Genomic DNA, 12,290 nt, shown 5'->3' on the forward strand with positions numbered 1-12,290 from the left:
CGAATCAATACTCGGCGGTTTTAATCGGCAGCTTTCAGATCTGCCAGGCGGGCAAGGAAGTGTTGCCAGAACTCTTCATCGAGCTTTGCGTCAACTTCCAACTGCCACCATTGTTCTGTGCCCGGCCGTGTCGCCAGGCTTTGGCATTTTACCCCATCTTTGGCGGTCATTAGCAGGGGCTTGTTCAACGCAAAGGCAAGATGCTGCACATCGTAATTTTGGTGATCATCAAAAGCCTGGCTCTGAAAGCTCAACCCATAGGTCAGCAAGCTGTCAAAGAAGCGCTGGGGATTGCCAATGCCGGCAATGGCCTGCAAGTCTCCTTCCCTGGCAATGTTCTGCAACTGAACCTCATCGCAAGGGCGCTGTTCGCCGGTATGCAGATTACGCAAACCGGTGGCTTCCAAGCTCATAGCCAAGGGCTTGGGAGCATTCGTGGGAAGCTGTTCAAAGCTTGGGTGTCTTTTTGAACGCGGGCTTTGGTTCACAATCAGAAAATCGACCTCTTCCAATCGCTCGGGCGGCTCACGCAAGGGGCCGGCCGGCAAACACCAGCCATTGCCCAATCCCCGCGCACTGTCCAGCACGGCAAATTCAATATGACGCGCCAAACGATAGTGCTGCAAGCCATCATCACTCAAAACAATATCGCAGTTATGCCGGGCTTGCAGTTTGGCCAGAGCCTGATTACGGTCGGCGTCGATTACCACCGGGCAATCGCACTGGCGGGCAATCAATAAGGGCTCATCACCACAGTGCTCCACCGGGCTGTCGCTGCTCACTTCGTAAGGATAATGTGGCGCCTGACTGCCATAACCACGGGAAATTACGCCGGGCTGCCAACCTTCGGCGCGCAGCCTTTTCACCAGGGCAATAATCAGGGGGGTTTTACCGGTACCACCAACCGCGATATTACCGACCACAACGACAATCGGGGAATTGGAAGCGGGTTTATGGCTATCTCGACAACGACGTTTAGCAGCAATATGGCTAAACAGGGCCGAGGCCGGCCGCAGCAGATGCAGCAAACCATGGCCTTCGTACCAGGCCTCGCTGATGCGCTGGGCCAGGCTGGCCTTGGCCATTAAGACTCTCCTGGCGCTTGGGTGGTAATGCTCAGATTAACAAAGCCCAATTGCCCGGCCACATCCATCGCGGTCACGACCGATTGGTGAGGCGTTTTGGCATCGGCAGTAATGATCAGTGCCTGCTCGCGGTTATCGCCGGCAATTTCTTCCAGCGCCAGACGCAAGGTACTGGCTTTGCTGTTTACCAGCCCTTTGCCATTAATGCCGTAACTGCCATCGGCGCCGATCACGACAATCAAGGGTTCCTGCACCTGAGGCTGAGCCTCGCCACTGGATTCCGGCAGGGTTACCGTCAGATGGGTTTCTTTGGTGAAGGTGGTCGATACCATAAAGAAGATCAGCAGCAGGAACACCACATCGATCAGCGGCGTCAGGTTTACGCTGTCTTCATCGGTTCTCTGACGACGAAACTTCATTAGCCAGCCTCACGCACATCAACACGGCGCTCACTGTGCAGAGCATCAACCAGCTTGACGGCTTCTTGCTCCATGGTGACGACCAGAGTGTCAACACGACGGGTATAAAAGCGGTGCAACATCATTGCTGGAATGGCCACACAAAGGCCGGCCGCGGTGGTGATCAATGCTTCGCTGATGCCACCGGCCAGCGCGCTGGTATTGCCACTGCCTTCCAGCACGATGGCGGTAAAGACTTTAATCATCCCCAGAACCGTACCCAACAGCCCCAGCAAAGGAGCAATAGACGCTACGGTGCCCAGCACGCCCAGATAGCGCTCCATTTCATGCACGACCTGATTGGCGGCTTCAACGATGGAATCTTTCATCACGTCACGGCCGTGACGAGAGTTACTCAAACCTGCTGCCAGAATACGGCCCAGTTCGGAAGACTGTTTCAGTTCACGCAGACGCTGACCATCCAGCTGATTGTTTTTGATCCAGTTCCAGACTTGGCCCAGGGTGTTCTTGGGAGCGATCTTTTCGGGGTTGAGGGTCCAGTAGCGCTCAATACTGATGGCGATCACCGCAATGGAACACAAAATCAAAATACCCATTACCCAGCCGCCGGCAACGACAATCTCTAGCACGAAGCTCTCCTCAATGGCTCTTTGTTACTGCCCTGCTCACACCGTCACTTGGCGTGCCATCTGTTGATTATTTAAGCAAGCTTGCTTGCCCGTTACAGATGAAGCCGCAGGCCCCAAAAAGCGCCACTTTAGCACAGCTGATGCGGGGCTGTGGAGTCTTGTCATTGTGATGGGTTTTGTGTTTTGGCCGGTGGGTTAACCTTACAGCGCGAACTCATCGTCCCGGTGCCAATAACGCTTTCTTTCGAGCCGGCTTCGAACAATGGTTTGCAATTGGATTTCACCGGACTTATTCGGCCCATAGCGCAATTGAATTGCCCCCTCTTTTCCGGTATCAAACTGCAAACTCTGCGGGTAGCGGCGCAGCACTTTAGCGCTGGGATGGCCGTAGGCGTTTTGCCATGCAGTGCTGCTGATGACGATGGCCGGACGTGTGCATGCTGCCCAGGCTTTATGAGAGGAACTGTGGCTGCCATGGTGAGGCAACAACAAGACATCAAGATTGCAGAGATCCGACTTGTCATCCGAAGCTTTGAGAATTTCTTTTTCCGCCCAGCGTTCGATATCACCGGGCAGCAAAATCTTAAGGTTTTGATATCGGATCAGAAGCACGCAGGAACGATTATTATCTTTCTTTGCAGCTGAATGCTGAGACAGATTCACCCGTGGCCATAACCACTGAAATTCGACACCCTGCCAAAACCAGGGTTTACCCGCTTGGCAAGCGTTGCGGCTTTCGATAAAGCCAAGCGCTTTCTGATTGTTTACTTTCTGTAGATAAGTCGGTTCGGCCCAAAGTGTGCCAACCCTGAATTGCGCCAAAAGACTTTCCAGCCCGCCGGAATGATCGGAATCGCCGTGGGAAATCATCAAGTGATCCAATACATGTAAACCCTGCCTTCGCAAAAACGGTGCAACCACACTGGCTCCGGCATTGTGTTCAACACTGTAACGCGGCCCGGTGTCGTACAGCACGGCTCGATCATCTTTTTCAATCAGCACCGCCAATCCCTGTCCGACGTCCAGCACCGTTAGCTGTAAATAGTCGGCGTGGGATTTCAGCAGAGAAGACGGAAATAATAAACCCAATACTGGCAGCAAAAATAACAACCTGCCATGAAACCCTTTTGGCAACCAGAAGAGCAACGCTGCCCCAAACATCAATGCTAATGACCATGCACTGAAGGCAATGCCCGGCCACCATAATGCATCCTGCGGACTGATTACTTCCGTTTTAAAATAGGCGTTGAGAAGTGACGACATGTCTTCTCGCCAATCAAGCAGGTATTGCAAGTAAAACCACAGAACATCCAGAGCGGTATCTGCCCAGCGCAACGGCCATTGCCAATCCAGATTGACAAACCAGCTTAGGCAAAATAGCAACAGCAAAGGCATGATGACAAAGCTCAACCAGGGAATCGCGAGCAGGTTTGCCGGCAAGGACAAACGGCCACTGGGCAATTGCAGATAACACAAAAGCACCGATAAAAAACTGGCAATTAATAACTGGGAACGCAGCAGTTGCCAACTGTAAGCAGCTACACTTCTTTTGGCTTTTGTGTAAGACCAGTAGCCATATATTAAAGCCGCCACCGCAGCGAAAGATAAACATCCTCCTGCCTGTTCCAGGGCCCAGGGATCCACAAACAGCAGTAACAATAGAGCAAGGAGCCATACCCGCCAGGGCGATATGGAATGTGCGCTGATGGCCGCCAGCAAATACACCCACAGCATCAGCAAGGCACGCTGAGTGGGCAAGCTGAAATCGGCTAAACAAGCGTAGGCGAAGGCCATCACTCCCCCACCCCATAAAGCCCAGCTTTGGGCGCTGGGAAGCCGCTCGGAAAACAGTTGAGCTATGCGTCCCAAACCGCCAAAGAACAACATGCCCAAAGCCGCTGCCAAGCCAATATGCAAACCTGAAATGGCCAGCAAATGCCCAGTGCCGGTCTGTTGCAGCAATGACCAATGCTCCTGCTTGAGCCCACTGCGATCACCCAGCAACAAGCCCTTAATCAGAGGTGCCTGCTTGAGCGGCTGCCCATCAATAAATCGTCCGAGCTTTTCTCGCACCGACACTTGAGCCGAGCCATCGATTCTGTGCAGTTTTTTGATATAGCCAACGGCCACAATGGATTGGCTCAGCAAGCGAGCCTGATAATCCCCAGCACCGATATTGTGTAAGCCTCGGGGTGACTTCAGTTTGATATCCGCTTCGAGAATTCGACCGGAACGAAGAGTTATGCTTTCCTGCAACTGCTCGGGTGAAAATTCATGATGATAATTGCCCTTGAGGTAAGATCGCGCCGTCGGGTAGTACAACCGCAATCGTATACGCTCACCTTCGAGTTCTTTCCAGAGTGCATCAGCGCCTGCTTGCCCACCGGGAAAACTCAATGCCTTGATACGCCCCTCAAAACGCCAGGCCTTTTCAGTGATGATCGGTGAGTTTTCGATTCGAACTTGAAGCCTCAGTACGCGCCCTTCCAACTCCGAGGGCCACTGAGCTTGCAGGGAAAGATCGGCTCTTAGCAGGAACAGGGAAAAAGCGCCTATTCCCCAGGCCAGCAAAACACCAACGAATGCAGCAAGCAGTGGCCACACAACTTGCCTCCTTCACTTTGTCAGCTCTATGCGTTGCGCAAACACAGCATTATCGTCTCTGTCCCTCTGACGCCAAGCAGCCAATGGCATTAAAGCGGTCAAGGGGTTTACAATAACGTCATGGCAAAATTATTGATCGTCTATCACAGCCAAACTGGCAATACCGAGCAGCTTATCCTGGCCGCCCACCGTGGTGCGGCTAAAGAAAGTGATTGCGAGCTGCGCCTGAAGCGCGCATTCGATGCAGATCTGGCAGACCTGTTGTGGTGTGACGGGGTACTGTTTGGCAGCCCGGAAAACTTTGGCTATATGTGCGGCGCCATCAAGGATTTTTTTGACCGCACCTTTTACCCTGCAGAACCTTATGAACTGAACTTGCCCTATGGCCTGCTGGTTTCTGCGGGCAATGATGGCAGTGGTGCCATTCGCGAAATGGATCGAATTCTCTGCGGCTACCCCATGAAAAAAGCTCTGCCCGATTTGATTGCCAAAGGTGAAATTCAACAAGCGCATTTGCAGCAAGCTGAAGAAAACGGCGAAGCCTTTGCAACGGGTTTATGCATGGGTATTTTCTAACACATTCACCAACCGGCACGTTCCTTGCGTATACACCCCCAGTCTTGCTATTTATCGGGGAAAGTTATGCGCTTTAACAAACATATGATCGATTTATTGCGGGAAATTCGTCGTCGGGTACCCAGCCATCAAAAGCCCTCCATCAAACTGGCCAATCCCGAACTCATTGACGAGTTGTATATCGCCTACGAACAGAGCCGCGACAGTATTTGCCAGCTGTTAATCCGGGAGTTTATCGAACAGAACCGTTCTCTGGGAGAACCGTTACGGGAAGACCGAAACACTCGGCACGTCACAATTCCTCAGTTGAGCGGAGCAACAAAAGTCGAACCGGAAAACCAAAAAGCTGAACGCCCCAAACGGGTTTATCGGGGACAAATTGTAGAAGCGTAGCAATTGAAAAAGGTAAAAAGAAAAAGCACCGAATTGGCACAAGCTGCTGCATTTAAGGGCAAAACAGTTGCGCGATGGATCTCGCGCGACTGTTGGTAAAGCAAACAATAGAGAACTTAGAGTTTGTCCATCAAGCTGTAGAACAGCATACCCGCGACGAGCCCAGGCCAACGTAGCAAAGTACCACCTGGGAAGCTATGGGTAGGTACATCGGCCATTACATCAAAACGTTCCGCCGTGCCAGAAACAGCCTCGGCTAATAACTTACCGCCCATGACGGCCGTTGGTACACCATGACCGGAGTAACCCTGGGCAAACAGAATGTTCGGTTGTAAGCGCCCGAAGTGCGGCATGCGATTCAGGGTAATGGCCAACGTGCCCCCCCAACCGTAATCGATTTTGGTGTTTTCCAACTGCGGATAGATACGCAGCATATATTTGCGCACAAAGTGTTTAATATCCGCCGGAAATTTGCTGCTGTAGTTTTCACCACCGCCGAAGATCAGGCGATTGTCACCACTGAGTTTCCAATAGTTAATCACAAACAAAGTGTCGGCAACGGCGGTATCGTCGCGAATCAACTCGCGGGCCAACTCCTCGGACAAGGGCTCAGTTGCCAGAACAAAGTTATTGATGGGCATAATCTTGCCCGCCATTTTGGATTCGAGGCTGCCCAGATAACCATTGCAGCCCATCACCAGATACTTGGCTTTCACATGCCCTATTTTCTGGCCGTTGTCTTCACAGTGGATAGTGAGATTGCCCTGCCCTTCGTAGTGACTGACTCGGCTTTTCTCAAAAATTTGAACACCCGCTTCACGACAGGCGCGAGCCAAACCCAGAGCAAAGTTTAAGGGGTGCAGGTGCATGGAACGCTGGTCGAGCTGACCACCATGAAAGCCTTTTGAACCCACCAACTGTGCGACTTCATGTTTATCTACGTAACGGCAATCCTGATAGTCGTATTCATCGCGTAACAGCGCCACATCGTCCTGCATCCAGCCCGCGTGCTTCGCTTTGGATGCCACGTGCAAAATGCCTTTCTTTAAGTCACAGTCGATATTGTGCTCTTCCACCAGCTTGGCAACCGTGTCGACCGCTTCCAGGCTGTATTGCCACATTTCGGCCGCACGCTCTTTGCCCACCAGTGCTTCCAGCTCTTCCTGATCTTTGCGCTGGCCCACACCGCAGTGCCCACCATTACGACCGGACGCACCCCAACCCACACGCTCAGCTTCCAGCAAAGCCACTTTGTAGCCCTTCTTGGCCAGGTGCAGCGCAGCACTCAAACCGGTGTAGCCGCCACCAATAACGCAGACATCCGCCTCGACTTCACCTTCTATTCGAGGGTGCTCCTGTGCACCAATGGCCGTCGCGGAATAGTAGGAAGGCTCGTAACCTAGGGTTTTGGCATCTTGCTGAATCATGGCGTTACCTTTGTTAAATGCATTCATAAATGCGTCTGTTGAATACGCTTTACGCAATCGAACGCTTGGCCGGATACGCCGGAAGGCGCTATCTGCCTCGCTTTTTATAACTTTTTGAATAATTGCTCAATATTTACTTGAATGATAATTCGGGTTTTTGCAATAATCAAGACTCAGCCCATTTGGGGCTGGACGTTGATGGCTCGAAATGTCCTGAGCTTCACGCTATATTGCAAAAAATTCCAATAACGGTGATTTATGCCAGAGCTAAATGAATGGTTTACTCAACACAAGGTTGAGGATGTCGAGTGTTTAATCCCGGATATGACCGGCAATGCCCGGGGCAAGCTGATTCCGGTTAAGAAGTTCTTCCAGGAAGAATCCCGCCTCCCCGAAAGTATTATGGTGCAGTGCATTGACGGTGGCTTTACGGAAGAACACGACGACCTGCTGGGCAGTGGTATCGATGGCGATATGTTCCTCAAGCCGGATCTGGATACGGTACGACTGGTGCCCTGGTCCAACACCCCCAGCGCCCAGATCATTCACGATTGCTACACCAAAGAAGGTGAACCCCACCCGCTGGCGCCACGCAATGTTCTCAAGCGAGTTCTCAAACTTTACGAAGACAATGGCTGGCAACCCATTCTGGCTCCCGAAGCCGAGTTTTATTTTGTTAAACAAAATAACGACCCAGGCGATAAGATTGAGCCCGCGACTGGCCGCACCGGTCATGACGGTTTTGCCCGCCAGCCTTACTCCATTGATGCCCTGAATGAATTCGAGCACATCATTGATGAGATGTACGATTACTGTGATGTACTCAATCTGGATGTCGACACACTGATTCACGAGTCCGGCGCCGCTCAGTTTGAAATTAACTTTTTGCACGGCGACCCCTTGAACCTGGCGGACCAGGTATTTATGTTCAAACGCGCCGTGCGCGAAGTCGCCATCAAGCATGGGTTGTACGCGACCTTTATGGCCAAGCCGATGGAAAACGAACCCGGCAGCGCCATGCACATTCACCAGAGTTTTGTCGATAAAGAAACCGGGCGAAATATTTTTATCGATGACAACGACCAGCCCAATGAACGCTTCCGACACTACATTGGTGGCTTGAGAAAATTCACTCCGTCCTGTATTTCCATGTACGCGCCGAACGTGAATTCCTACCGCCGTTTCACCAAAGACATTTCAGCGCCCGTGAATATGCTTTGGGGTTTCGATAACCGCACAACCGGCATTCGTGTTCCAGACAGCTCCCCAAAAAATACCCGTGTTGAAAACCGCTTTCCGGGAATGGATGCCAACCCTTACCTCTCCATTGCGGCCAGTCTGGCCTGCGGCTATCTCGGCATAAAGAATAAAATCGACCCCGGTGAGCCCTATGCGGATGACGCCTATGAAGAAGGCATTGATGTCGCTCGCAGCCTGCAAACCGCGATCAGCTTGTTGCGTGACTGCCCGGAGGTGGCCGAGGTGATGGGCCCGGAATTTATTAAAGCCTATTGCGCGGTAAAAGAAGAAGAATACGAAGCCTTTAACAAGGTCATCAGTTCCTGGGAGCGGGAATACCTGTTGCTCAACGTATAAGCGAGCCAGCAAACCGCCCTTTCCGGCCATGGACCTCAGTACGGTTTTTATTGATGCGCCCAAAGCGTTCGATAAAAACCGTTCCGAGCCACGACAATAACAGCGAAGAAACCATGACTGAGCGAGTGAATTACATTGATCTGATCAAGCACAAACCCCTGTTAGCCGGGTTGAGTGCTTTTCAGTTATTTAAGTACCTAATCTACACCCTTCTGTCCTACAACCTTTATTTGTTTATTCTCGAAGATACCGGTTCCATTCCCGGTGCCTACCCGGAAGGTGTCAACATCGATAACTTTGTTGAAATCTATTCCGCCAGCATCGATACCGCATCCTGGGTGCTGTTACTGCTCATCTTTGAACTGGAAACCGCCATCCTCAGCGATGAGCGCCTCAAAAGTTGGCAAGGGCATGCTCTCAGCGCCATCAAGGCCGTGTGTTATGCTGTGATCTGCTACGCCTTCTACGGCTATCTAAGCAAATACTTTTCAGTGACAGATGTGGTCGACTTAAGCATCAACAATGCCTGCAGCCTGAGTGGTCAGGGCTGGTCGATTATTGAATCCCTGAACGAATACCCGGCCCTGACCGGTGATAACTGCCAAAGCCTGCAAGCGCCCCTGCAAAAACTGAATAACACTCAAATTGTGGGTGACGGCAGCAGCATCGGTCTGATCCACAACCTTGCGATGGTGGACGTGATCAATGCGGGCGCCTGGATTGTTTTGGTTGCCCTGCTGCAACTGGAAGTGATCCTGCAACTCCGCCAGAGCCTCAGTGAGGGTTTTCTTCAAACCAGCAAATACATAAAAGGCTTTTTGTATCTGGTGTTGCTCGGCGCCGCCATTTACTGGTGGATAGACGGTTCCTTTTTGGATTTCTGGGATGCCTTTCTCTGGTTGATTGCGTTTATTTTTATCGATCTGAATATTCTGGATTGGCATGAGGAAACCCAGGAGCACTAAAGCCTCGGACGAACTCGATAAGCCCATAGCAATCGCCTATAAGCAATAGCCTAAAAACAAAAAAGCCCGGTCAAAAACCGGGCTTTTTTGTTTTTACAGCAACGATACTTCGTTGAAGGCTTAGATCTGCTTGATCGTGCCCTTTGGCAGTACCGCGTGCAGAGCAACCTTTTGGAATTTCAATTCCTGGCCGTTACCGCAATCCAGTACCAGGTAGTTCTCGTCGACTTGAACCACTTTACCCAACAAACCGGAGTTCATCACGACCTCGTCACCCTTGGCAACAGACTCAGTTAACTGCTGATGCTCTTTCTGGCGCTTGCGCTGAGGGCGGATAATAAACAGGTACATGAAAATAAACAGACCGCCAAACATCAGCATGGTCACTATAGGGTCACCACCGGGGGCAGGTGCAGCGTCTGACTGGGCCATGGCGGAAGGAATAAAAAAGCTCATTTAGCGTTCTCCAACGATTCGTTCGGAGGCGAACTCTAACCTGTTTGAGAGCAAGGGGCAATATGCCCGCCGCAAGGCGGGCATGGGGGCGTAATGCCTAACACAATGCAGGCTTGGAAATCAGGCGTAATCGCGGAACAGCTTACGGAAAGTACTCGGCGATAAACCTGTCCAACGCTTAAAGGCATTGGTAAAGCTGGTGCGATCAGAAAAGTCGAGAGACGAGGAAATGCTGTCGATGCTGTCCTGGCCACGAATCAAATACTCGATTGCAAAATGAAAACGGACCTGATCGCGAATATCAGCGAAACACAGATCCTGCTGCTGCAAACGGCGCTGCAGAGTTCGCTTTGATAAATTCAGGGTTTCGGCGATATGGTCTATACCCAAAGGCTGGGTACCGATTCGTTCAACTAAAATCTCGACGACGCGATTCGGAATACCATACAACTGGGGCAAAGCTGCCCGCTCCATATATTCCCTTAAACCACTGACGCCATCCGTAGCGAAATGCTCGAGGTCGAGAGAACCTCCAGCGGGTTGCACATTGCGAAGCTCGATCATACGGGCCACTCCTTCTGCCATGAGTTTTAAAGTTTCGCGGTCCAGTTCACCGTGCTCGACTTCAGAAGTTGACGACGAGAGAAACAACAAAACTCCGAAATCCTTCTCTCCAACTTTCACTGAGGCAGCGAAATATTGTTTCGTTGGTACATATTCCACACCTGAACCGGTGCTCATCGTAACCTGTTCTGCGCTTAAATTTCCAGCACTGATTTCACTATTTTGAAGCGCCAGCCCAACAATTTCTAACCATTTTTCGGTATTTTCGACAGTTTCGCACATCGCGGGCATACCGTCGCTTTGTGCCAGTGAGCGCGGGCGAGTTGGGTTGAGTACCTTATAGAAACCCGCTTCTTCCATTGAAAACATTTCACAACCGGCCAACAAATAACTCTTCCAGAGATCTTCCTGATTCAGTGACGGGTTTGTAAATTGATGGTGCAAAAAGCGAAGGCGATCGCTGAAGGCTTTGAAATCGTAACGCGAAATATTGCGCATCAGTCGATCGGTTTGGTCTTGGGGAGACTCATTAAAGCCAGCCGCTGAAAGGGTTGGCTGTACGGCCAGGGATGGTGTGTTCTTATTGCTTTGAAAATCTGCCATTGGGTCCCGCTTATAAGTTACATCGATACCGGCAAACCGGCCATGGAATCTACTTACGATTACTTGATCACCCTGTGGTATCGACATCCCCCATCGACACGGATAAACCAATGAAACTGGCTTATCAAACAAGGCACTTATTGGGTTTTCCTGATATGCGGTCATGCCGTTAAGCACAGACGATACCAAGTTAACGAATTCCCTCACTATGATCCGTTGGCGTCTGGATAACTAGCCTCCCTGACGCCAAGCAGTTGTTTTATATGCCAAAAATCGAGTTTTGTTGAGATTATCAGAAATTTTCAGCTTTCTAAATAAAAACCATCCTACAAAAGTCAAACTTTTGACTGCCACGTCACTTAAAAATTAGCTGGAACGCAAATACAACATAAAAATGTCGTTTTTCCTAAAAAGCGAACCCTAGCTAACTTTTTAAATTGGCGACGAATGTTAAGCTTTTGCCAGTTCATCCAGAGCGGCCAAAACATCCTCGTGATGGGTTTTGGTTTTGAACTTATCCAGAATCACTTTGAGGCGTCCGTCCTTACCGATAATGAAGCTGGTGCGGATCAGTCCCATAAATTCCTTGCCCATAAACTTCTTCATTCCCCACACACCGTATTTGTCGGCAATGGCATGATCTTCGTCGGACAAGAGATCGAAATTCAGTTCGTGCTTATCAATAAAACGCTGCAGCTTGGCTTCGGGGTCCGGGCTAACTCCCAGCACAACACAGTCACGGGCTTTTAATTCCGCCGGGATATCACGCAAAGCACAAGCCTGGGTGGTACAACCTGGGGTCAGGGCTTTGGGGTAGAAGTACAACAGTACGTTGGCCTTATCACGGAAGTCTTTCAGGCTGACTTTCTCGCCGTTTTGATTCTTTAAAGTGAAGGCCGGGGCCATGTTGCCAATCTTTGGGTGTGCCATGAAAAGTCCTCTCAGCTGGGCTCACAATCTTATTGCTGGAGCA

General features: G+C 50.9%; 12 protein-coding genes. 4 read left to right on the top strand and 8 right to left on the bottom strand.

From position 1 onward, the window contains the following. Positions 1-20: 20 nt before the first annotated feature. The 4 genes from lpxK to G8768_RS10975 all read right to left on the bottom strand — a co-directional run bounded on the left by lpxK (position 21) and on the right by G8768_RS10975 (position 4,737). Positions 21-1,085, bottom strand: coding sequence for a tetraacyldisaccharide 4'-kinase (gene lpxK / locus G8768_RS10960; RefSeq protein ID WP_166847159.1), 1,065 nt, complete (start codon positions 1,083-1,085; stop codon positions 21-23). Beyond that, the gene (locus G8768_RS10965) at positions 1,085-1,504 is read right to left on the bottom strand and encodes an ExbD/TolR family protein (RefSeq protein WP_166847155.1); all 420 of its coding nucleotides are present in this window, start codon (positions 1,502-1,504) and stop codon (positions 1,085-1,087) included. The genes lpxK and G8768_RS10965 overlap by 1 nt, the downstream gene beginning before the upstream one ends. Beyond that, positions 1,504-2,133 (bottom strand): MotA/TolQ/ExbB proton channel family protein, encoded by a 630-nt coding sequence (locus tag G8768_RS10970; RefSeq protein WP_166847151.1) that lies wholly within the window; start codon positions 2,131-2,133, stop codon positions 1,504-1,506. The genes G8768_RS10965 and G8768_RS10970 overlap by 1 nt, the downstream gene beginning before the upstream one ends. 201 nt (positions 2,134-2,334) lie before the next feature. Continuing rightward, on the bottom strand, positions 2,335-4,737 hold the full coding sequence (locus G8768_RS10975) for a DNA internalization-related competence protein ComEC/Rec2 (RefSeq protein WP_166847148.1): 2,403 nt from the start codon (positions 4,735-4,737) through the stop codon (positions 2,335-2,337). Between the two features lie 120 nt (positions 4,738-4,857). Here G8768_RS10975 and G8768_RS10980 point away from each other — a divergent pair, with 120 nt between their 5' ends. Both G8768_RS10980 and G8768_RS10985 read left to right on the top strand, forming a co-directional pair. Continuing rightward, a complete protein-coding gene (locus G8768_RS10980) occupies positions 4,858-5,313 on the top strand; it encodes a flavodoxin family protein (protein ID WP_166847145.1) in 456 nt (151 codons plus the stop codon). A 66-nt stretch (positions 5,314-5,379) separates the two neighbouring features. Next, positions 5,380-5,706 carry a hypothetical protein gene (locus tag G8768_RS10985; RefSeq protein WP_166847141.1) on the top strand — a complete coding sequence of 109 codons (327 nt, stop codon included), beginning with the start codon at positions 5,380-5,382 and terminating at the stop codon, positions 5,704-5,706. A 116-nt stretch (positions 5,707-5,822) separates the two neighbouring features. Here the strand turns inward: G8768_RS10985 and G8768_RS10990 are convergent, their stop codons facing one another. Next, positions 5,823-7,133, bottom strand: coding sequence for an NAD(P)/FAD-dependent oxidoreductase (locus tag G8768_RS10990; protein WP_166847614.1), 1,311 nt, complete (start codon positions 7,131-7,133; stop codon positions 5,823-5,825). A gap of 258 nt (positions 7,134-7,391) precedes the next feature. On the opposite strand from G8768_RS10990, the gene G8768_RS10995 reads away from it, so the two are divergent. Then, positions 7,392-8,729, top strand: a complete 1,338-nt coding sequence (locus G8768_RS10995) for a glutamine synthetase family protein (RefSeq protein WP_166847138.1) — start codon at positions 7,392-7,394, stop codon at positions 8,727-8,729. Positions 8,730-8,782: 53 nt separating this feature from the next. Next, the gene (locus tag G8768_RS11000; RefSeq protein WP_243749483.1) at positions 8,783-9,694 is read left to right on the top strand and encodes a hypothetical protein; all 912 of its coding nucleotides are present in this window, start codon (positions 8,783-8,785) and stop codon (positions 9,692-9,694) included. A 120-nt stretch (positions 9,695-9,814) separates the two neighbouring features. On the opposite strand, the gene yajC is transcribed toward G8768_RS11000, so the two are convergent. The 3 genes from yajC to bcp all read right to left on the bottom strand — a co-directional run bounded on the left by yajC (position 9,815) and on the right by bcp (position 12,247). After that, entirely contained in the window at positions 9,815-10,150 is a 336-nt protein-coding gene (yajC, locus tag G8768_RS11005) for a preprotein translocase subunit YajC (RefSeq protein ID WP_166847135.1), read from the bottom strand. A 120-nt stretch (positions 10,151-10,270) separates the two neighbouring features. After that, on the bottom strand, positions 10,271-11,317 hold the full coding sequence (locus tag G8768_RS11010) for a helix-turn-helix domain-containing protein (protein WP_243749484.1): 1,047 nt from the start codon (positions 11,315-11,317) through the stop codon (positions 10,271-10,273). A 450-nt stretch (positions 11,318-11,767) separates the two neighbouring features. Next, positions 11,768-12,247 carry a thioredoxin-dependent thiol peroxidase gene (bcp, locus tag G8768_RS11015; protein ID WP_166847132.1) on the bottom strand — a complete coding sequence of 160 codons (480 nt, stop codon included), beginning with the start codon at positions 12,245-12,247 and terminating at the stop codon, positions 11,768-11,770. Positions 12,248-12,290 lie beyond the last annotated feature (43 nt).

The sequence above is a fragment of the Pseudoteredinibacter isoporae genome (assembly GCF_011602085.1).
Classification (GTDB): Bacteria; Pseudomonadota; Gammaproteobacteria; order Pseudomonadales; family Cellvibrionaceae; genus Pseudoteredinibacter; species Pseudoteredinibacter isoporae.

What these genes read in the sequence shown, in the direction of transcription:
- lpxK (WP_166847159.1), bottom strand. Translation starts at nt 1,085, where the DNA reads ATGGCCAAGGCCAGCCTGGCCCAGCGCATCAGCGAGGCCTGGTACGAA.
- G8768_RS10965 (WP_166847155.1), bottom strand. Translation starts at nt 1,504, where the DNA reads ATGAAGTTTCGTCGTCAGAGAACCGATGAAGACAGCGTAAACCTGACG.
- G8768_RS10980 (WP_166847145.1), top strand. Translation starts at nt 4,858, where the DNA reads ATGGCAAAATTATTGATCGTCTATCACAGCCAAACTGGCAATACCGAG.
- G8768_RS10985 (WP_166847141.1), top strand. Translation starts at nt 5,380, where the DNA reads ATGCGCTTTAACAAACATATGATCGATTTATTGCGGGAAATTCGTCGT.
- G8768_RS10990 (WP_166847614.1), bottom strand. Translation starts at nt 7,133, where the DNA reads ATGATTCAGCAAGATGCCAAAACCCTAGGTTACGAGCCTTCCTACTAT.
- G8768_RS10995 (WP_166847138.1), top strand. Translation starts at nt 7,392, where the DNA reads ATGCCAGAGCTAAATGAATGGTTTACTCAACACAAGGTTGAGGATGTC.
- G8768_RS11000 (WP_243749483.1), top strand. Translation starts at nt 8,783, where the DNA reads ATGCGCCCAAAGCGTTCGATAAAAACCGTTCCGAGCCACGACAATAAC.
- yajC (WP_166847135.1), bottom strand. Translation starts at nt 10,150, where the DNA reads ATGAGCTTTTTTATTCCTTCCGCCATGGCCCAGTCAGACGCTGCACCT.
- G8768_RS11010 (WP_243749484.1), bottom strand. Translation starts at nt 11,317, where the DNA reads ATGGCAGATTTTCAAAGCAATAAGAACACACCATCCCTGGCCGTACAG.
- bcp (WP_166847132.1), bottom strand. Translation starts at nt 12,247, where the DNA reads ATGGCACACCCAAAGATTGGCAACATGGCCCCGGCCTTCACTTTAAAG.